This is a genomic window from Prevotella sp. P3-92 (assembly GCF_002251205.1).
GTDB lineage: Bacteria > Bacteroidota > Bacteroidia > Bacteroidales > Bacteroidaceae > Prevotella.
Genome location: NZ_NPJE01000015.1, coordinates 1 through 22553 on the forward strand (window position 1 = coordinate 1; position 22553 = coordinate 22553).

Below are 22553 nucleotides of genomic sequence, written 5' to 3' on the forward strand. Positions count from 1 at the left end.
TCGGTGACAAGATAGTCTATATCGAGAACAGCGATGGCAACACGAATGTGCGTTTTCATCAGGCAGACACCCATAAGAGATTCTTCGCTCTTCTGGAATCCCAGAACATCCGTGTAAATCGCTTCAGGGCAGACTGCGGTTCCTGCTCGAAGGAAATCGTCAGTGAGATAGAGAAGCATTGCAAACATTTCTACATCCGTGCCAACCGATGCAGTTCGCTCTACAATGACATCTTTGCTCTGAGAGGATGGAAGACGGAGGAGATTAACGGCATCCAGTTCGAACTCAATTCCATTCTCGTTGAGAAATGGGAAGGCAAGTGCTATCGTCTTGTCATCCAGAGACAAAGACGCAACAGTGGCGACCTTGACCTATGGGAAGGCGAATACACTTACCGTTGTATTCTGACCAACGATTACAAGTCATCGACAAGGGACATTGTTGAATTCTACAATCTGCGTGGCGGCAAGGAACGTATCTTTGACGACATGAACAACGGATTCGGTTGGAGCAGGCTCCCCAAGTCATTCATGGCGGAGAATACTGTCTTTCTTCTGCTTACTGCATTGATACACAATTTCTACAAGACCATCATGAGCAGGCTTGACACCAAGGCTTTTGGGCTCAAGAAAACGAGTCGCATAAAGGCTTTTGTCTTCAGATTCATCTCCGTACCTGCCAAGTGGATCATGACTGCAAGGCAATACGTGCTGAATATCTACACGGAGAAGCGCGCTTATGCAAAACCCTTTAAAACAGAATTCGGATAAGAATCCTTTCTTTCCGGTTAGAATCTGCGTATTACCTCAAGTCGCATCGTGGGGTAAGGGGATGTTGGCTACATATTGATGTTGTGCTGTTGCTTTTTACTGAAAGCTACTACTAACGACTCATAAATCTACCCTTAATCGTGTATTGGATGATAGTTGTGGATTTTAGGTTAATAATCTCGCTACATATAAAGATGGCAACATCCCGAACGCATCCCGAACACATCCCGAACATCAAAAATGTCATAAGCATCATTAAAAATCGTGGCAGAAGTTGTGCTCACATCAGTCTTACACCTTATTTATATATGATTCCCCGCTTCTTTGTGGCAGTCATACACGGAGTGGAAATGTGACAATGTGTCAGTCTTTGGCGAATGGCACACTTTTGGCATATTGACTGACAGAAGAAATTTAACTTTAAAACAGATAAAGATTATGATGAACATTAAACCATTAGGTGACCGCGTGCTGGTATTGCCCGCACCCGCAGAAGAAAAGATTGGTGGAATTATCATTCCTGATACAGCTAAAGAGAAACCTCTCCACGGTAAAATTGTTGCTGCTGGACAAGGCACTAAGGACGAAGAGATGATTCTGAAAGCCGGCGACGAAGTGCTTTATGGCAAATATAGCGGTACCGAACTTGAGTTTGAAGGTGAAAAATATCTGATGATGCGTCAGAGCGATGTGCTCGCCATTATCGAAAAATAAGCAATTGACAATAATAAAAGAATAAGGAATAAACATTATGGCAAAAGATATTAAATTCAATATTGAAGCTCGTGACCTGTTGAAAAACGGTGTCGATCAGTTGGCTAATGCAGTAAAGGTAACCCTCGGTCCTAAAGGACGCAACGTGGTTATCGAGAAGAAGTTTGGCGCTCCACAGATCACCAAGGACGGTGTTACGGTAGCTAAGGAAATCGAACTCGAAGATAAATTTGAGAACACAGGTGCTCAGCTGGTAAAGAGTGTTGCTTCTAAGACTGGTGACGATGCCGGTGATGGAACAACTACTGCCACCATTCTCACTCAGGCTATTGTGACCGAAGGTCTGAAAAACGTGACCGCAGGTGCCAATCCTATGGATTTGAAACGCGGTATTGACAAGGCTGTGAAAGCCGTGGTTGACCACATCAAGGAGAACGCTGAGCAGGTTGGCGACAACTACGACAAGATTGAACAGGTTGCCACAGTAAGTGCTAACAACGATGAGGAAATCGGTAAACTCCTTGCCGACGCTATGCGCAAAGTATCTAAAGATGGTGTCATCACCATTGAAGAGTCTAAGAGTCGCGATACCCACATCGGTGTTGTAGAGGGAATGCAGTTCGACCGCGGTTACCTCTCAGGCTATTTCGTAACCGATTCAGACAAGATGGAGTGTATCATGGAGAATCCTTACGTGCTCATCTACGATAAGAAGATCAGCAATATCAAGGATTTCTTGCCCATCCTGCAGCCTGCTGCTGAAAGCGGACGACCCTTGCTCGTTATTGCCGAGGATGTCGATTCAGAGGCTTTGACCACATTGGTTGTAAACCGTCTGCGTGGTGGCTTGAAGATTTGCGCTGTCAAGGCTCCTGGCTTTGGCGACCGTCGTAAGGCTATGCTCGAAGATATTGCCATTCTGACAGGTGGTGTCGTTATCAGCGAAGAGAAAGGTTTGAAACTGGAGCAGGCTACCCTCGAAATGCTGGGTACTTGCGATAAGGTTACCGTATCTAAAGACAATACAACTATTGTCAATGGTGCTGGCGACAAAGAGAATATCAAGGATCGTATTGCACAGATTAAAAAAGAAATCGAACTCACTACCAGCAGCTACGATAAAGAGAAACTGCAGGAGCGTCTGGCCAAATTGGCAGGTGGCGTAGCCGTTCTTTACGTCGGCGCTAATAGTGAAGTTGAGATGAAAGAGAAGAAAGACCGTGTTGACGATGCACTCTGCGCTACACGTGCTGCCATTGAGGAAGGCGTTGTAGTGGGTGGCGGTACTACCTACATCCGTGCACTCGAAGTACTGAAAGACGTGAAGGGTGTGAATGCCGACGAGCAGACCGGTATCAATATTGTAGAGCGTGCTATCGAAGAACCACTTCGCCAGATTGTACGCAATGCAGGCGGTGAAGGTGCTGTGGTTGTTCAGAAAGTACGCGAAGGCAAGGGCGACTTCGGTTACAATGCCCGTACTGACAACTATGAAGACCTGCGTGCTGCCGGTATTGTTGACCCAGCCAAGGTTGCTCGCGTAGCTTTGGAGAATGCAGCCTCTATCGCTGGCATGTTCCTGACTACTGAGTGTCTTATCGTTGACAAACCAGAAGAGCATCCTGCTATGCCAATGGGCGGCAACCCAGGAATGGGCGGAATGATGTAATAATTTGTAAACCAAACATATCAAAAATCGGGAGATTGAATGTCGTTTCAGTCTCCCGATTTGATTTATATCAATTTAAAGTGTTTTTTTATCTAAATAATTTGCATTGTGTTTATAAAACTCTTACCTTTGCAACGTTGAAAGTTAAAATCAACGCAAAATGATATGATTATTAGAAAATAAAAGATATTTTTTTGATTTGTTTTAGTAGATTAGTTTTTAAGTAGTTTGTTTTGAAACCGGCTGTCGTGATGACAGCCGGTTTTTTAATGTCATCAGGTGGGGTTGAAAATAAAACGGCTTTTATTTTGTTTTTCGCCCACTTCATAGTATCTTTGTACCCAATATGAATAAGAGTAATTGGCTAATATGGATACTCAAGGCTATAGTAGCCTATGGTATATATCTCATAGTGTATGGACAGACCACTTCACGTCTGTCGGCTTTCTGCATGTCGCTTGGCATTATGATATTGCTGGTGTTTGCGGAGTATGCCGTAGAACAATGGGTGGAGCGTCGTCGTGAACGTAAAGAGAAAGAAGATGAGGAATAGATGGTTGGCGCTTGTCGCATCTTGGTTGTGCCTGTTGCCGATGGTTGCCCAACAAAACTATCGGCCCGAAGGACGTGCCTTTGTCTGCGAGAATGGCAACAACCGTTATACTCGTGCCCTATATGGTGGCCCTACCGACTATCGCATAGAGACCAGCGATCGCCCTGTCTTTGCTATTGCCAAGAAGGGGCATCATCGCCATGTGGCTTTCAAAGTCAATGGTATCGACCTTGAAAATGCTGCTTATTGCAAAGCATGGTATGTTGATGGTATGCGCAGTTATCGCTTGCGCGACAAGAGGTTAGGCAAAACTGATGTGCTGGTGGATGTTGTGGCGCTACACAACCGAGAGGGTGCCGTGTGGCGACTGATGTCTGGCGACAATTCTCTTGATGTGACTTGTACGCTGAGCGGCGTGAAACAACCGAAGTTGCATCGTAACGGCGACCTGGGTGTGGATCGTCGTGACTGCTTCGATGCAGCCCAGAATGATGCCGACCGACAGGTGGTGAAATGTCCCAATTCCTCTCCCGTATATGTTGTGGTGATGCTTGACAAAGTGGTCAACATGTCGCCCGACCAACAAGCACAACTCTTTGCCGAAGCCGTAGCTTATAATCAGAAGATGGCTTCGCGTGTGACGTTCGACACTCCTGATCCTTATATCAATACTTTGGGTGGCGCACTTGTGATGGCTGCCGATGGTGATTGGGATGGACAAACATGGTTGCATGGCTGTGTAGGCTGGCGAATGCCGCTGGCAGGATGGCGTGCCGGATACCTCGGTGATGTGCTGGGATGGAATGATCGCGCACGCTCACATTTTGATGCTTATGCCCGTAGTCAGGTTAACAAAGTATCAGCAACGCAGTCGCACCCTGCACAAGATGAGAAACAACATCTTGCACGTGCAGAAAAACGATGGGGAACACCCATGTATAGCAATGGTTACATCTGTCGGAATCCGAATCGCAACGATCAGATGCACCATTATGACATGAATCTTAACTATATCGACGAACTGCTCTGGCACTTCCAATATAATGCCGATATAGCCTATATACGAAAGATGTGGTCTGTGGTGGAACGACATCTCGAATGGGAGAAACGCAACTTTGACCCCGACGGAGACCACCTCTATGATGCCTATTGCTGCATCTGGGCTTCAGATGCCTTATATTATAATGGTGGTGCAGTCACCCATTCCTCGGCCTATAACTATCGCGCCAACCTATTGGCTGCCCGTATGGCAGAACTTATAGGGCGCGATCCAAAGCCGTATCAGCAGGAAGCGGCTGCCATTCTCGATGCCATGAACAGTCGCCTTTGGCTTGAAGACAAAGGACATTGGGCTGAATATGAAGACTTGATGGGACTGAAGCGCAAGCATGAGAGTGCTGCCGTATGGTCCATCTATACACCTATCGACTGTGGCGCATGCTCGCCAGAACAAGCCTATCGGGCCACTCGCTATGTGGATCATGCCATTCCACATATTCCTGTGCGTGGTGATTATGCTACTATTGCCACCACCAACTGGCAACCTTACGACTGGAGTATCAATAATGTAGCAGCTGCCGAGGTGATGCATACGGCGTTGGCCTACTATCAAGCAGGCAGGACAGATGCTGCCTATCGACTGATGATGGGCAATATTATCGACCAAATGTACGAGGGACAAAGTCCTGCCAACTTCGGACAAATCAGTAAATATGATGCTGCACGAGGTGAGTGTTACCGCGATTTCGGCGATTGTATCGGTATTTCCTCGCGCACGCTGTTACAGGGACTTTTCGGCATACAGCCACAAGCTCTCTTCGGAAAATGTATCATCCGTCCGGGCTTTCCCTCATCGTGGGATTATGCTTCGGTCAATACACCTTATCTCTCCTATACCTACCGCCGTATGGGTAGAAAAGTGATGATAGAGGTTGATCAGCATTTCAGCAAACCCTTGAAGATTGTGCTGCGAGTGAATATGGGTGGGGGGCTCTATCGCGATGTAGAGGGCACTACCGAACAGCATCAGGTGCTGACCGTGGAAGAACCGGTTCGGTTGCCCGATGTAGAACTTCATGAAGCAGTCACAATTCCCGATGCAACACCCATTGACGAGCCAACCTTTGACCGTAAGTTTGTCAAGCAGCGGCTGACTCCATATTATAATGCCAATGTCACAGACATATTCCGTCAGGAGTATCGCACACCTCGTCCGCCATATACTACCTTGCAGATACCTGTGCAGGGAGTGGGAGAGTGGTGTCATCCAGATTATTGTCCGGAAATAGTAGATACCGCTTTCCGAGCAAGTATTGTTAATGGCGAATTTGTGATGATGGGCGTACCTTTTGCCACTCCTGCCGAAGGACAGAACATCGTGTTTACTTCGCTTTGGGACAACTATCCTGATAGTGTCACCATTCCGTTGAAGGGACGTGCAGCCAAAGCATGGTTGCTGATGGCTGGTTCGACCAATCACATGCAATCCCATATCACCAATGCAGAGATAGTGGTGCATTATGCAGATGGTACGACCGACACGCTGCCGCTGGTCAATCCCGACAACTGGTGTCCTATAGATCAGGACTATTATATCGACGGTAAGGCCTTCCGTGCTCCCATGCCGCGACCATATCGCGTTTCACTTGCCACAGGTACTGTGAGTCGCAACCTGGGCAAGGCTCTACATCTTGGAGGTCCCGCCCAACGTAACATTCCCGGAGGGGCTGCCCAAATGCTCTGCATGCCGCTGAAATCCCACAAACCGCTGGCTTCCATCACGCTCCGCACTTGTTCTAATGATGTGGTTGTCGGACTGATGGGCCTCACCTTGCAATAATATTATCTCATTGAATCATCATGCAACAACTCATATCACTCTATAGTAAATGGTGCGGAGAAGAACCCGCACAGGTGGAAAAACTGCCCGGTGCAGGCAGCAATCGCGAGTATTACCGTATGACAGCTGCCGACGGCACATCGGTGGTGGGATGCATCGGCACCAGTCGCGATGAGAATCATGCCTTCGTTTATCTTTGTCAACACTTTACCCAGCGCCAATTGCCAGTACCTAAACTTCTGGCAGTTAGCGATGACGAACTCCGATACTTGCAGTCCGACTTAGGTAGTGTGTCGCTCTTCGATGCCGTTCGTGGCGGACGTGAGGCCGGTGGCAGATATACGTTGAAGGAGCAGGAACTGCTGAAACGTACCATTCGACAGTTGCCCAACATCCAAATGCGGGGTGCCAGAGGACTCGATTTTACCAATTGTTATCCTCAGGCAGAATTCAATGTGGATAGTGTGTTGTTTGATCTCAATTATTTCAAGTATTGTTTTCTCAAGGCTACCGAACTGGATTTTCATGAGTTAAAGCTTGAGGCTGACTTCCGTCTGCTTGCCAAAGACCTGACAGCTGAGCGTTGTGATGCCTTCCTTTATCGTGATTTCCAGGCACGCAACGTGATGCTCGACAGCGAGGGCAATCCTTATTTTATTGATTTCCAGGGCGGACGTCGTGGACCGTATTATTATGATTTGGCATCGTTTCTGTGGCAGGCGTCAGCCAAATATCCCTATAAGCTGCGCCGCGAAATGGTCTATGAATACTACAACGCGCTGAAACAGTTTACCGAGGTGCCCACACCTCACCACTTTGTAGAGCGACTCTCTCTCTTCGTGCTGTTCCGCATTCTGCAAGTGTTGGGAGCCTATGGATTCCGCGGCTATTTTGAGCGCAAACAGCATTTCATCAGTAGCATACCGCCCGCTATACAGAATCTTCGAGAACTCTTGGAAGTGGCACATTTCCCCTATCCCTATCTCATTGACCTGCTCCAGCGCCTGACAGAATTGCCGCAGTTCCAGCAGATAGAACTTACAGCCAGTAGAGCCGATGGCTACAAGACTACTGCGCATAACCCTTACCGCCAGCATCCACAAGACGGTCCTGCCACTTTCTCTAAATACGATTCTCAGGGACCATTGGTGGTCAAGGTCTATAGTTTCTCTTACCGCAAAGGCATACCAGAAGACGAGAGTGGCAATGGTGGCGGCTATGTGTTTGACTGTAGAAGTACTCACAATCCCGGTCGCTATGAACCCTACAAACAGTTGACAGGACTCGACGAACCGGTCATCCGTTTCTTGGAAGACGATGGTGAGATACTGACATTCCTTGACTCCGTCTATCGACTTGCCGATGCCCATGTGCGCCGTTACATGCAGCGTGGCTTCACATCATTGATGTTTTGTTTCGGTTGCACAGGTGGACAGCACCGTAGTGTATATTCAGCACAACATCTGGCTGAGCATCTTCACGAAAAGTTTGGCATAGAGGTGCGCATCTGTCATCGTGAGCAGCACATCACGCAAACCTTGCCAGTGCGTTGAGGCATGCGAGTAAAAAAAGCATAACCAATCTAAAAAACTGCTATTGCTTATGTATTCTAAAAGTAATAAAGGGAAATTCTTGCGCCAACTGCGCGACTATTGTGTGCTCACCCTTGCTATGATATTGGGAGCCGTTGGTGTGGAACTCTTTCTGTTGCCTAATGAAATCACAACAGGTGGTATCATTGGTGTAGCATCGATTGTTTATTGGGGGACGGGTATTCCAGCCCACGAAACATTCTTTGTGCTTAATGCCTTGTTGCTCGTTGTGGCGCTGAAGGTCTTGGGATGGCGTTTCTGTGCTAAAACGATCTATGGTGTTGTGATCTTTACTGTAGCCTCTACGGTATTGCAAAATATTATGCCGCCCGATTTTCATCTGCTTGCCGATCAGAAGTTTATGGCATGTATGGTGGGAGCTGTATTCCTTGGCACATGTGTGGGATTGGGACTTTCTGCCGGAGGTTCTACTGGAGGATCGGATGTGATAGCCGCCATGATACATAAGTATCGTGATGTGTCGCTTGGACAAATCATCTTGTTCTGCGACCTCACCATCATCACATCTTCCTATGTGGTGTTGCAAGACTGGGAAAAGGTACTCTATGGCTATGTATTACTCTTTGTCATATCGTTTGTTGTTGACCACTTGGTCAACTCACTACGTCAGAGTGTGCAGTTTTTCATCATTTCCGACAAGTATCAAGAGATTGGTGAGGCTATCAATCAGATAGCCGACCGCGGATGCTCGGTGCTCAACGGTAGTGGCTTCTTTACGAAGAAAGACATCAAGGTGATTTTTTGTATCGCTAAAAAGAGCGAGTCGCGCTTCATTTTCGACCTCATCGATGAGATAGATCCCAATGCCTTTGTAGCTCAATCGGCTGTGGTTGGGGTATATGGTCAGGGCTTTGACCGAGTGAAAGCACACCATAAAATCAATCTCACGGAACTTCGTGAGAGGTTGGCTAAAGAGCGTGAATTAAATCCAGAAACTACTTCGTCTGGACATTAATTTCCGGTTGGTTGCTTGATAGAACAGGTGGGGACTTACTAAAGAGATGGTTCAAAGAACATACTAAACCCAAATCGATTATTAGGTTTGGGTGGAATTTGGATTTGTATTTGGTATTTCTTATAAAACTGGATTTGTGATACTTTGAATGAAACATCATGGACTATGGCGATTTGAAACGCAGAAAAATTTGACAAATCAAAAATAAAGACTCAAACAGCGGTAAATGATACTTACAGACCATTCGGTAATAGATTCTGCCTTATTAACGGCAAAAGATATGTTGTCTTATTGATCGATTATTGATTTCTCATCAAAAGTGTTTAGTGTGACTGCGTACGGAATTTGTATAAAAAGCATATAAATGAGTTAAATAAAATTAAAAAATAGCTCAAAGAGTGACAAAGAGTGACAAAGATGGACATTTGGGTTTTGTGATGTTGTATCTTTGCAGCCCTACCTGAGGATGATTTCCCAAACAAGATGGTAGCTTTGCAACAAACCATTTAACGAATAATCAAAACCGCGCATTTATGTTTACAAACAGTACGTTCTGCAACCCCAACTGGTTACAACAGAAGGATCATGAGTCTTCATTTGACACCCGACCCGTTATCGTTCGGTTCTCGTTAACTTCTCGTTCGGTTCTCGTTCGGTCCTCGTTCGTCTCTCGTTCGTCTCTCGTTGCTTATTCGTTAGTCTATCGAAGACCGAACGAGGACCGAACGAGGAACAAGCAAAAAACGAACGAAAGAGCAACGAACTTCGATCGAGAAGCCGACGGGAAACTATCGAAGTCACGACGAGAAACTGCCAAACTTGATGAGAATGGCAGACTTCGGTTGATTTATCCCAAGGCGAGAAAAGTTGCCATGTAATGGAGCTAACGAAACACGAACTGTCAGTGGTGATGCTTGAAAAGTGCGTATGACAGCGCTATGCCTCTATGTTTCTGTTTAGCTTTGCCAGTGACACAGCGAGTAAGTTGTGTGCATATCGGCAAACACAAAGTCATCGCCGAATCGTATTATGATGTACGCGCATGCGCACATGTGAAACAAAAAAAATCAGTTTTAATAAAATTTCGACCACACGACCACACCTGCTACATAACGTGCAGAAATTAAGAATTTTAGGTGTGTGGTCGATCTTCAAAATACAGGGATTATCGACCACACTTCGACCACACGGATTGTCGTCTATGATAAACAAAAGACACTAAGCAAATCATGCTTCTCATGTCGAAGGTTGGGGATATTGGTTATCAACGCTTTTTCAAACCTTGATAATATTTTTATCAAACGTCGGATAATACTTTTATCAAACATCGGATAATACTTTTATCAAACGTTGGATAACACCTTTATCAAATGTTGGATAATACCCTTGTCAAACGTTGAAAAGACCTTTGTCAAACGTTAGACAACATCCTTGCCAAGGATTAGACAATACCCTTGACAAATGTTAGGCAATACCTTTACCAAGTGTTGAGAACACCTTGGCAAAATGTTATCAAAAGAATGTCGATCCGCTTTATTTCTGAGTGGTAATTATTATTTTGATAATATGATATGAGCATCGCGGATATGCTTTCGCAATTCTGTGGTCGAAGTGTGGTCGAAGTCCCTATGATTTGGACATTCGACCACATCGTAAGACGTTAATAGATAGCATGTTGCAAAGGTGTGTGGTCGTGTGGTCGAAATTTTCTTGAAAACTATAATTCTCACCAACGCCTCTTTTTCTTTATTCCATTGTCAACAGATAGCAAGATTAAACACAATACGGCTGGTTTTGTTTTATTCACGGTAGGTATGGTTACTCGCCATTGCCTAAAAAAAGTTAAAATAATGATTATAACAAAGGAAAATAATATTTTTTTGTACTTTTGCAAAAAAACAAACATGAAGCAAATCAAAAAAGCATATGATAACACATGCTTTGAAGCACATAGAGTTTCGTATCGAGGAACTTAGCGGTGATAACTTTAGAGTATATCATTATGATTATCTTAAGAAAAGGCTGTCATTCCGTAACATAAAGTTTTCCTTACCCTCTCTCCAAAAAACAATCTAAAAACCTAAATACCCTATGAAGTTCATTTACATAGTTACCTCACTACTAATCTTGACAGCGTGTAGAACAAGTAAAAATGTCGATTTGTTGTCTGAATTTCGCGAGGACACAAAAGGGGAAACACAATATGTAAGTTTCCCAAAAGACAGTATTCTCAATCCGATTAAGATCGCATGTACAGATAGTACCATTGCATTGTCAGACATATTCCATCCAACTTTTTTGACCTTGTATAATTATAAAACAAACAAATTCATAGGTCATTTTATAAACAGAGGCACAGGGAAAGATGAAGTCAATCTCATGACAACATTAAAGATGTTTGGTGGTGGACTAGAATTTTGGGATCCAAATAATCATAAACTATGTACAATAGATATAAATGCTCCAAATGCAATTAAAGAATCTGACTATCTTAAAAAGGCATGTGATAAACTTTTTAAGGTTTATCATATAGACAAGTATACAAGTATTGCAACAGGTGTGTTTCCGAATTATCCTTTCGCTGTAATTGACAATAGCTCTGATTCTATCATACACTATTTTGGAATATATCCATACACTGATGAAAGAGAGAACACAACAAAAGCAGAAAGTCCTTTTGCGTACCAGTGGTATTGTCATTATGATGCCACTTCCAAGACAATGGTAGCTGCAACATTATCTGGAAGTTTTATTTCATTTTATGATTTGACTGACTATAAAAAACCAAGATTGATTAAAAAAGCTGGTAATATTTTGCCCCAATATTCAAAAGGGAAAAAAGGCTCGGTTCGTTTTTTACCAAACAACATTTATGGATTTGTTGATGTTGCAGGAAACTCAAAATATTGTGTTGCTTTATATTGGGGAGACACACGTGATAAATTTCCCCATCCCAATATCTTTGGAGGGGATAAGCTGCTAATTTATGACTGGAATGGCAATGCTATAAAGAAAATACAACTAAAGCACATATATATATCGCTAACGGTTCACCCAACTCTTAATAAAATATTCCTGGTTCGAAAAAATGCCTCAAATATGGAATTCTCTGTTGAGTCTATTGATATACCATAATAACGTGCAAACAAACAAAATAAGTGTTATTATGAAAGCAAGAGTATGTTACCTCCTTTTTTTATTGCTATTTGCTACTAATTCTATGGCAGATATCAATTCTACTTCTGACAATCAGTATGAGTGTATATACGAATTCAAAATTAATAATGGAAATCCTCCTGAGGTGTATTCAACCATCTTGACGTTTAACGAAAACTCGTCATTTTTCAGTGATTACTCTATATATCTTATCGATTCCTTGTTGCAGGTACAACATTTGGAAGAAGAATACGAAAGTGTTAAAAACTTGATGAGGAAAAAAGAATATTTTTTTGACCAAACGATAACACTTAATCTTGCAGATAGAGAGTATCTGGTTTGTGGTTCAATCACTCCTGATAACTATTATTATATAGAGGAGGCATCCAAAATATCGTGGAATCTAACAGACGAAAGTGATACTATTTGTGGATATTTATGTGAGAAAGCAATTGGAGAGTATGGTGGTAGGTCTTGGTCTGTATGGTACACCTCACAAATTCCTGCGATGTATGGACCATGGAAGTTATGTGGTGTTCCAGGACTTGTTCTTAAAGCAGAAGATGCAGATGGCATATTCGTCTTTGAAGCTATCTCTTTTCGCAAGAGCTCAGTGGCTATGCCGCCTTTAAATACAGACAAACATATCAAAACCACAAGAGAGAAATTCATTAGGCAAAAAAATAATTTTGAAAAAAATCCAGTTGGTAACATATCATTTGAATCTATTGGCAGTATAAATATTGATAAACAAGGTAAAGGCTCAGTCCTTATAGATGGACAACAATTACGCTTTCACCCCAATGGTTATGTTCCGTTAGAAAAGCAATAATTCCTATGACTATCTTAAAACATATATATGGTATCACAACTATCTTGATGTTTTGTGCTTTAAGTTCCAAAGCGCAAACAGTTATTACTGGTGTTGTGTCTGATGGAAACAATCCTCTAAAGACAGTCATTATAAAGGTAGTTTCAAACCGTAAAACATTGGCATTCACCACGACAGATAAAACAGGAAGGTATAGTGTCCGTATTCCACAACAGAATGCTGATTTTATTATATCTGCCGAACTTTTAGGATATGAAAGGATAGAAAAGGTGGTGTCACGCGATGTACGAACTTGCAATTTCGTCTTAAACGAGAAATCTCACGAATTAAAGGAAGTTGTTGTCAAAGCATCTCAAATCTCTCAACGAGGAGATACACTTTCATATAACGTAAAAGCTTTCACCACAGTTGCTGACTATACATTGAAAGATGTACTCAATAGACTTCCGGGAATAGATCTTACTCAAGATGGTGGAATAAAATATATGGGGAAAGATATTTCTCATTTCTATATTGATGATATGGACTTATTGGGAGGGAAATACAATATTGCGACCGAGAATATACCTGCAGATTACGTCAATTCTGTACAGATATACGATCATCATCAGCCTATAAAGATGAATAAGGGCATGTTTTCTGATGACGTCGCTCTTAATATCAAATTAGACAATAAGGCAAAGTTTAAACCTGTTGGAACAATAGAGAGTGCAATAGGCATTTCGTCGGAACACCCTCTTTATAAGGTGGTAGGTGCCGGAATGTTGTTTGCTAATAAGACTCAGACTATTGCAACGGCAAAAATCGGTAATATATCTTCATTTTCTGAACGTGATGCCGTTGATCATTTCTCTTCAAACATTCAGAGAACTCTTTCGGAGAACATCATGGGCAGCATATCATCATCGATGCCTCCCCTTGCGTTAGACAGGTATTCCTATCCAAGAGATCAACACTATTCGTTAAACAATAGCCGGAAAATTGGAATAGACAAATCGTTAAGAATAGGAGCAGGATTTGTTACGTCTTACGGACATCATTCATATAATGACTCAAAACACTACTATATGGGCGATTCTATTATGCAGATAGAGCAAAATAAAGATTATTCAACTTCAACAAAAATGCCATATATGTCGTTGGAGTATAAGAGCAATTCCTCAAAAGCATTTCTCGCCAATTCTTTCTCTGCGAGGGCATCTTTTTCTAGTTCAGAGTTGCCAACGACAAGAAATTCTTCAATTGCATACCAAGACCACGCCATCGACTCTTACAATATATCCAACAACTTTGTTGCTAATTGGCGAAAAGGAAATTGGAATATAAATACCGCTAATGCCATACAACTATCTGTCTCCCCTAAAGGTCATATGGGTATTCTGTCTGATGAGAGAATGATTTCGCAGTGGCTTAGGTCGCTTGATTTCTCTATCACAGAAAGAATATCTGCTACATATATCAAGAAAAAGAGTCGTTTGAATATTCCATTGCAGTTAGACTATAAACGGCAAAATATACATACCATACTGTCTGAAGGAGGAACAATGACAATGGATAATCATGGCATGCTTGATCATTATAAAGCAGTTTTATCTCCTCAATACGAATATACTGCGTCACAATTGAATATAAGAACAATATTAGCTACTTATATGGACTATTTGAACTATCAGAATCGTAAAGGGAAGGCAGATGATTCGAAGCTACTGTTTTCATTTTGTCCAGAGGCCAGCGTTAATTACAAACTAACGCCCCAAGCAATGATTGTGGGCAGAGTGGCTTATAAACGTTCATTGGGCGATTTGTGCGACTTCTTGCTTTCGCCTATACGTACTGATGTCTTGTCCGAACGTCTGTCGTCTGGAATATTATCGGATGACAAGACGTTCACGGCAAAATTGCGTTTTAGTTATAAATTCCCTATTAGCCAATGGTTTTTTAATGCGGATTTTTCATTTCGAAGTATTAGTTCCAACTTGATAACATCACAAGTGGTATCTAATAATCTGATAAGATATGTGGACATATTGCAACCTCATAGTGATAACAGAATGATGATTTCTGCAAATGCAACAAAACGTTTTCAATCTATCAATACCAAGATTTCAGTCAGCGGACAATTCTCTCATAGTCACCAAAAGGTGATGCAAAACTCAATGTTAATAGATTATACAAGTGAGAATCTCACCCTTCTTCCTTCACTAAGTTCTAAGCCCATTGATTTATTCGAAGTGAAATATGACGGAGTAATTCGAAGAGCATCATCCAAATATCGTGAAACGAGAAAAACTCTTTGGCAGCAAGATCACCATCTAAAATTTATCTTGTCGCCATGGAAGACTTTCATAGCGTATGTGGCAGCTGATATAGTGAAAAGAGATATCAATGCAAATCTGTCAAAGACAATCGTTTTGTCAGATTGTGGCATATCCTTTCGTAGAAAGGCACTAAGATATGCGCTCAATCTAAATAATATATTTAATCAGCGTCATTATTCTTACTCGGAATACAACATGGTTAATACATATTCATTTAATTATGACCTCCGTGGTAGGGAGTTGCTGTTTTCCATTACGTTCACAAAATGACTAAAGCTCCAAGGTGGTCGGCACCTCAGCAATGCAAACAAAACTTTGGGTTTTCTTTCCTGAACAAGAAAAAAAACTCGTTGCACATCACGATATGGATGTGCAACGAGTTTGGCTTTTTATGAGTTAGAATACACCAACTATGTGGGAAATATAATTCCTCACGCTATTACTTCTTTGATGTAGTCTTTGTGGCTGCCTTTTTAGCGGTAGCGGTTTTTGCTGTAGAAGTCTTCTTTGCAGTAGTCTTAGTAGCCGGCTTTTTAGCTGGTGCCTTTTTGGCAGCTGGCTTAGCAGCAGGCTTTTCGCTACCATCTTCATACTTTGCGAGCAGTGTGTGCAAGCGTGCAATCTCCTTGTCTTTATATACGATTTCATCTCCCTGATTGCGGATGGTGGTCAACAAAGCATTCAATTCCTCATTGTCGATTTCGGCAGGATAGAGTGCATTGACGCGGTTGATGAAGTCGCCAAGTATATTCATGTAGTTGGTGAAAGCATCAAATGGTCCGCTATAGATACCACGGTCCAGTCCCACGTTGGATGGTTTGGTGGTCATGAAACGGAAGTTGTTGCTTGCCTGGAGGTAGTCCCAGTCCTGATTGATGCCTGGATCGTCGGCAATGCGCAGACGGTCTGCCACGCTATAGAGCTTATTGAAGGCTTCGCGCTGCAAAGCGTTGCCAAGCCATGAGCTTACATCGCGCTCTTCATCTACCCATGAGAGCGTATCGGGTACATCGAGTGCACCAACACTCTTCACCTTCATGCAGATTTCTGTAGGTGTAGAGAAGGTGATGCCTTTGTCTTTCGCACAGGCGGGCAATGCCTTGATGAACTCCAGAATGTTGCTTGACAGTGGTTGTGCGATGCCAAGTGCCGAGAGTTCCATGAAGATATTGATGATTTGTTCCTCTTCTGGGAAACGAGCAATGCGGTCTATATATGAATCGGCAAAGAGCGGATATCCTTCCCAGTCAGAATTGTTGAAACGCAGTGAAATATCGTCAGAGAGTTCCACGTCGCGCAGCAGCAATTTGAGGTTGGGGGCCATGGCGCAATGATAAACGTAGTGTGGCGATTTCCATCCGAGCACGTGCTTAGCACCTTCGGTGAGCATACCTTTGAATCCCATAGCAGCAGCCTGTGCGCCGATATCGTCGCTGTAGATGAGTGATGAATTGCGCAATACGGTTGGGCGTTTGCCGAAGTATTCTTCAATTTTCTGGCACTGCTTCTTGACGTCGAGGGCAAATGTCTCTTCGTTGGCAAGTGATGACAATCCGTGTGAATAAGGCTCAGCGAGAAACTCTACACATCCTGTGTTGTTCAGTTCCTGTAGTTTCTCCAATACCTGTGGGGCGTGCATTTCCAATTGCTCCATGCCGACTCCAGAGAGGGAGAATGCCACTTTAAACATCTGTCCGTTGTCGCGAATCATCTCGCCAATGGTATTGAGGGCGGGCATGTAACTGCGCTCTGCAATGTCGCAGATGGTACGCTCGTTCTCGTAGTCATCATAATAATAGTGGTCGGTACCGATATCAAAGAAACGGTAACGTTTCAGATGTGTGATCTGATGTATTTCAAAATATAAACAAATGGTTTTCATAATCTATTCATTGTTTGTTGTTGTGTTATTGATAAGTAACTATTCCCAGCCTAAAGTGCGGAGGTAGAGAGTGCGGATCCATGCGCCAACCTTCTCCCAGGTGATTTGGTCAACTTCCTTCTTGCCTTCCTCTTTGAGGTAGTTGAAGAGTGAATCGTTGGCACAGATGCTGTAGATGGCATCTGCCAGAGCGTGGATGTCCCAGTAATCAACTTTGATACAGTTGTCGAGAATCTCTGCACAGCCCGACTGCTTACTGATGATAGTCGGAGTGCCACACTGCATGGCTTCGAGTGGCGATATGCCAAACGGCTCGGAAACAGAAGGCATGACATATACGTCGGAGTCTTTCAGACACTCATAAACCTGTTTACCGCGCATGAAACCAGGGAAGTGGAAACGGTCGGCGATGCCGCGTTCGGCAGCCAATTGAATCATGGCATCCATCATGTCGCCAGATCCTGCCATACAGAAGCGCACGTTGCGGGTGCGTTGAATGACCATGTTGGCAGCTTCAACGAAGTATTCCGGACCCTTTTGCATGGTGATACGTCCCAAGAAGGTTACCACCTTGTCGCAACCAGTATGGTCGGGACGGGGGATGGCATCGTATTCTTGTGGCAGAGGATATACGGCATTGTGCACCGTGAAGCACTTGCGTGGATCCTGATGATACTGGTTGATGACAGTCTGACGAGTCAGTTCTGATACACACATGATGCAGTCTGCCTGATCCATACCGTTCTTTTCGATAGAATAGACGGTGGGGTTCACTTTTCCGCGTGATCGGTCAAAGTCAGTGGCATGTACGTGAATGCACAAAGGTTTACCGCTCACTTGCTTGGCATGTATGCCGGCAGGATAAGTCAGCCAGTCGTGTGCATGTATGATATCGTAATCGAGTGTGCGTGCCACTACACCGGCAATAATCGAGTAGTTATTGATTTCCTCGTGCAGATTGCCAGGATAGCCTCCTGCAAACTCCATTGCACCGAGGTCGTTGACGTGCATATAGTTGAAGTCGGCATACAGATGGTCACGGAAACGATAGTAGAGATCGGGATCCATGATATTGCCTACACGCTGGCTTACATAGTCGCGATTGACGTCGCGCCATGCAATAGGCACAGCATTCATAGCTACAATGTTGCATGCCGAGCGGTCTTCATCGCCGAAAGGTTTTGGCAAACATAGTGTGATGTCCATATCGCCCTGAGCATGCAAGCCTTGCGATATGCCATAGTTGGCAGTGGCGAGTCCACCATACACGTGAGGAGGATACTCCCATCCAAACATTAATACTTTCATAGTTCTGTCCTCCTGTTAGTTACTTTTGGTATGTGTATTTCTCCAACAACTTGAGTGTGCGCAGAATTTCAGCCACATTCATGGCAAAAGCCATAGCGCCACGTCCACTGAAAGGTGGGTTGCCGTCGAAGAGTTCGCTGATGGTGCCGATGGCATGATAGTTCATTTCGTCTTCATAGCTTACCATCTGTCGCTCAATGAAACTGAGACGGCTACGCTTGTAGATTTTCAAACAGGCTTCCATATAGAATCCTTCAAGCCATGGCCATGCTGTGCCCTGGTGGTAAGCATAGTCGCGCTGTGCCTGTGGACCAACATACATGGGGTTGTATCCACCGCTTTTGGGCGATAGCGAGCGCAGTCCCTTTGGAGTGAGCAGTTCGCGAGTGCATACGTCGAGCACATTCTTCTTCTGATTCTGGTCCAGCGGAGAGTAGTCGAAAGCTACAGGGAAGATCATATTCGGGCGTACGCTCCAGTCCATCATATTGCCATCAACATAGTCGAGCAGATAGCCATATTCGTTGAGGAATGTGTCAACGAATGATTTTTTGCAGCGTTCTGCCAATTCTTCGAGCTGTTCGGCAAATTTAGCATCGCCAAATTCGGCTTCGAGTGAAGCGCAGAAGCGGAGCGCGTTGTACCACAGCGCGTTGAACTCAACAATATATCCAGAGCGTGGCACTACTGGGCGACCGTTGGCGGTAGAGTTCATCCAGGTGATGGCCTTGTCACGTCCGTTGGCGAACAGCAGTCCGTTGTCATCGAGGTGCATATTCTCATGACCGTCTTCCATCACATATTTTACAATGTCATGTACCAGTTTGCCATACATCTTATAGCCTTGTTCGCGGCCGGCATCCTTGGCATACTGCTGGATGGTCCATACACACCATAGGGGGACATCTGGATGTTCTATCTCGTAGAGCTTCACTGTCAGTGGTTTGCCCTCCATATATTCGCGAAGTCCTTTTTCTGAAGTCTTCATCACCAACTCAAAATAGTCGCGTTCGCCTATGGCAAGGGTGAGTCCCGGCAGCGCTATAAATGTATCGCGTGCACGTGCCTTAAACCAAGGATAACCTGCCAGCAGGTAACGGTCATCATTGGGCTGGCGATTGCGGAACTGATGGGCTGATGCCACGAGGCAATGGTAGAAGTTGTCGCGAGGTTGGCGGATAGCTATTTCCTTTTCAAAAAGGCTCTTCAGTTTGCTGGTCTTAATGGCCGATGTAGATGCAGAGAACACAATGCTCTCGCCTTTCTTGATGGGTAACTCAAAATAGCCAGGCACGTAGAGGTCTTCGTTGGAAGCGTAACCGCGCTCCTGTTCCTTCGGATATTCTACACCGCGATACCAGTCGGGCTTGAAGATAAACTCGTTTTTCTTATCAAACTGCATGTAAAGGTCGGGGTATCCGGCATACATACAGGTGCTGATGCCATTCTCCACCTCTTGATAAGCTCTGCTTGCAACAGAGTTCTCGTGAGTAAACTGGCGTACCGAGCGGAATGCAAGGAATGGGCGGAAGCGCAAAGTAGTGGCACTGTGGGCATCAACAAGCGTATAGCGGATGAGGATGCGGTCTTCGTAACACTGGAAAATAGTTTCGCGCTTCAGAATCACACCGCCTACGCGGTAGATCATGGTAGGCACTACATCACAAGTAAATTCGCGGATGTACTTGTGACCGTTGGGGCTGTAATTGTTTCCCTGATACTTGTGGAGTCCGAGATTGAACTCAGCACCGTGCTGGATTACCGTACAGTCGAATGAAGAGAGCAACACATGGTTCTCATCGTCAAGTTCTGGTACGGGAACAACGAGCAGACCGTGGTATTTGCGCGTATTGCAGTCGGCAATAGTCGAACTGCTATAGGCACCCGAACGGTTAGTTCGCAGCAATTCACGGTGCAGTGACTCCTGCAGGTTTGTCATTACTGCTTTTTCAAATCGTAAATAACTCATAGTTCCTATTTAGGTTTTGTTAGTTTTATATGTTATATAGGCGTCCATCATATATGCGATGGAGTTTTATTTCTCCAAAGTTACTGAATTTAGTTGTCTCTACAAAATAAAAGATAGTTTTTTTTGCAAATTCATAGAATTTTAACCCATATCATCGGTAAAAGTACCTATTAGTATTCGTTTTTCTTTATATTCTTTTTGTTTTTTCCATGATTTCAATTAACTTTGCATGCAAAGGACAATGTTTCGATCACGATAAACAACACTAACATGATTATAGAGGGAAAAAATATAGATGACTCTGTTATAGCCAAAGTCCTCACGGATCTTTGGGCACCACTTACTGATGAACAACGTCAGTATCTCATAGATCATATCACGTTGAAGGACTACAAGCGAAACGAAATGATCTATACCGAAGGTGAGAATCCAACGTCTTTGTTTTGTCTCATCAAAGGAAAAGTGAAGATATTCAAAGAGGGAATTGGTGGACGTCATCAGATAGTTCGCATGGTGAAACCGCATAGTTATTTCGGTTATCGTGCTGGATTTATGGATGAAGCCTATACCACATCGGCATCAGCTATCGAAGCTTCGAAACTTGGTCTTATTCCTATATCCGTTGTCAAATATCTTATTACGGAAAATAATCAGTTGGCGATATGTTTTATCAAACATCTGGCCAATCTCTTAGGACGTGCCGATGAACAGACTGTCAACTTGACACAAAAGCATATACGTGGCAGATTGGCTGAAGCACTATTGCGCCTAAAGGAAAAATACGGTACAGAGAGCGACGGGAAAACCCTCAATATCCGGGTGAGTCGAGAAGATCTTGCCAGTATGTCAAGTATGGCAACATGTAATGCCATCCGTACTTTGTCTGCTTTTGCTGAGGAGGAATTGGTGATTCTTGATGGTCGCCGTATTGCCATCAATGATGAGGAAAAGCTGAAAAGCATTTCGGTTTGTGGATAAGATGCGTCTTTTCCTTTGACTTATAATAGATAGAAGTTTAATCTGGAATAAGGAAACGTATCACTTCCTGCTCTACATTGATGCGATAGGAACCTACAGGAGTTCCCATCGGACGTCCGTCAACAGATACCAAGGCTTTACCACCATCTTCTATAACGATTTCTTGTGTGCGATAGGGGTGCACCATGCGATGGTTGAGCAGACGACCTGTCAGCATCATCCATAGTCCGTGGAATATCTGTACTATTTTGGCTTGATATACCAGCGATACATCCAAAAGTCCATTGTAAGGCACAGCGTTAGGTGTCAATCCGTAACCAGGGCCACTACCAATACATAGCGTCATCACTCGGCGTTGTATGGTTTCGGCATTGATTTTGATGCTCATCTTATAATCCATGCGGTGGAAGATGAGTAATATGGCGGACAGAATAATAGAAAGAAAGCGAGAACCCAATATGGCGCGCGTTTGCTGACGCAGGTTCATCACGTCTGCCACCATGCCGATATTGATGCAGTTGAGGAAATAGCGATGGCATTGTTCGCCTTTTTTATTGGTATAGCGCACGCAACCAAGGTCGATGGGGCGTACACGATACTTTTTCAGCCAACTGATAGTCTGGTCAAGATTGCCTTCACGAAAGTTCCAATAGCGTGCAAAATCGTTCATCAAACCGTTGGGAATGAGTCCCAAGGCAATGGTGTCGCGCATTTGTTTCTCTACTTTCATCAGACAGTTTACCGCATCATTGAGTGCCGAGTCACCACCGGCAATGATAATGGTCTTGTAGCCGTTGTGAATCAACATATTTATCAAGCGTTCTACGCTGCCTGCAGTCTCGCTTTGCACAAAGTCGTAATCCACACCATGCTCATTGAGTGCACGCTGAATACGTTCGCGCTGCTTGCCCGAACGGTGCTTGGGGCAATATAGGATGCCCCACTTCTTATCATCTACTGCCACCTTATATATTTCTTTTAATGTTGAATACTGATA

General features: G+C 43.9%; 14 protein-coding genes and 1 pseudogene. 11 read left to right on the forward strand and 4 right to left on the reverse strand.

Going from position 1 to position 22553, the window contains the following annotated elements:
* The 10 genes and pseudogenes from CIK93_RS01490 to CIK93_RS01535 all read left to right on the forward strand — a co-directional run.
* Window positions 1–770 (forward strand): annotated as a pseudogene (locus CIK93_RS01490) (IS1380-like element IS612 family transposase); the annotation flags it as partial.
* Between the two features lie 441 nt (window positions 771–1211).
* Window positions 1212–1484: a co-chaperone GroES gene (locus CIK93_RS01495; protein WP_094390191.1), complete on the forward strand. Its 273-nt coding sequence runs from the start codon at window positions 1212–1214 to the stop codon at window positions 1482–1484.
* Between the two features lie 37 nt (window positions 1485–1521).
* Window positions 1522–3153 (forward strand): chaperonin GroEL, encoded by a 1632-nt coding sequence (groL, locus tag CIK93_RS01500; RefSeq protein ID WP_094446368.1) that lies wholly within the window; start codon window positions 1522–1524, stop codon window positions 3151–3153.
* 346 nt (window positions 3154–3499) lie between these two features.
* Window positions 3500–3706, forward strand: a complete 207-nt coding sequence (locus CIK93_RS01505) for a hypothetical protein (RefSeq protein ID WP_094436496.1) — start codon at window positions 3500–3502, stop codon at window positions 3704–3706.
* The gene (locus tag CIK93_RS01510) at window positions 3696–6545 is read left to right on the forward strand and encodes a DUF4450 domain-containing protein (RefSeq protein ID WP_094446411.1); all 2850 of its coding nucleotides are present in this window, start codon (window positions 3696–3698) and stop codon (window positions 6543–6545) included. The genes CIK93_RS01505 and CIK93_RS01510 overlap by 11 nt, the downstream gene beginning before the upstream one ends.
* A gap of 20 nt (window positions 6546–6565) precedes the next feature.
* Window positions 6566–8098: a phosphotransferase gene (locus CIK93_RS01515; RefSeq protein WP_094446369.1), complete on the forward strand. Its 1533-nt coding sequence runs from the start codon at window positions 6566–6568 to the stop codon at window positions 8096–8098.
* Window positions 8099–8147: 49 nt separating this feature from the next.
* On the forward strand, window positions 8148–9113 hold the full coding sequence (locus CIK93_RS01520; RefSeq protein ID WP_094446370.1) for a YitT family protein: 966 nt from the start codon (window positions 8148–8150) through the stop codon (window positions 9111–9113).
* A gap of 2091 nt (window positions 9114–11204) precedes the next feature.
* Window positions 11205–12248 (forward strand): BF3164 family lipoprotein, encoded by a 1044-nt coding sequence (locus CIK93_RS01525; protein ID WP_094446371.1) that lies wholly within the window; start codon window positions 11205–11207, stop codon window positions 12246–12248.
* A gap of 31 nt (window positions 12249–12279) precedes the next feature.
* Window positions 12280–13101, forward strand: a complete 822-nt coding sequence (locus tag CIK93_RS01530) for a GLPGLI family protein (protein ID WP_158215452.1) — start codon at window positions 12280–12282, stop codon at window positions 13099–13101.
* Window positions 13102–13106: 5 nt separating this feature from the next.
* Window positions 13107–15689: a carboxypeptidase-like regulatory domain-containing protein gene (locus CIK93_RS01535; protein WP_094446373.1), complete on the forward strand. Its 2583-nt coding sequence runs from the start codon at window positions 13107–13109 to the stop codon at window positions 15687–15689.
* Window positions 15690–15858: 169 nt separating this feature from the next.
* Here CIK93_RS01535 and CIK93_RS01540 read toward each other — a convergent pair whose 3' ends face one another.
* From CIK93_RS01540 to CIK93_RS01550, 3 genes are read right to left on the reverse strand one after another with little or no spacing between them, the layout of a single operon-like run.
* Complete coding sequence (locus tag CIK93_RS01540; RefSeq protein ID WP_094446374.1) at window positions 15859–17301, reverse strand: glycoside hydrolase family 57 protein; 1443 nt, start codon at window positions 17299–17301, stop codon at window positions 15859–15861.
* A gap of 39 nt (window positions 17302–17340) precedes the next feature.
* Window positions 17341–18609 carry a glycosyltransferase family 4 protein gene (locus CIK93_RS01545; RefSeq protein WP_094436488.1) on the reverse strand — a complete coding sequence of 423 codons (1269 nt, stop codon included), beginning with the start codon at window positions 18607–18609 and terminating at the stop codon, window positions 17341–17343.
* A gap of 19 nt (window positions 18610–18628) precedes the next feature.
* A complete protein-coding gene (locus tag CIK93_RS01550; protein WP_094446375.1) occupies window positions 18629–20578 on the reverse strand; it encodes a glycogen debranching enzyme N-terminal domain-containing protein in 1950 nt (649 codons plus the stop codon).
* 270 nt (window positions 20579–20848) lie between these two features.
* On the opposite strand from CIK93_RS01550, the gene CIK93_RS01555 reads away from it, so the two are divergent.
* Window positions 20849–21556: a Crp/Fnr family transcriptional regulator gene (locus tag CIK93_RS01555; RefSeq protein ID WP_371327204.1), complete on the forward strand. Its 708-nt coding sequence runs from the start codon at window positions 20849–20851 to the stop codon at window positions 21554–21556.
* A 37-nt stretch (window positions 21557–21593) separates the two neighbouring features.
* On the opposite strand, the gene CIK93_RS01560 is transcribed toward CIK93_RS01555, so the two are convergent.
* On the reverse strand, window positions 21594–22520 hold the full coding sequence (locus tag CIK93_RS01560) for a diacylglycerol kinase family protein (protein ID WP_094390132.1): 927 nt from the start codon (window positions 22518–22520) through the stop codon (window positions 21594–21596).
* Window positions 22521–22553 lie beyond the last annotated feature (33 nt).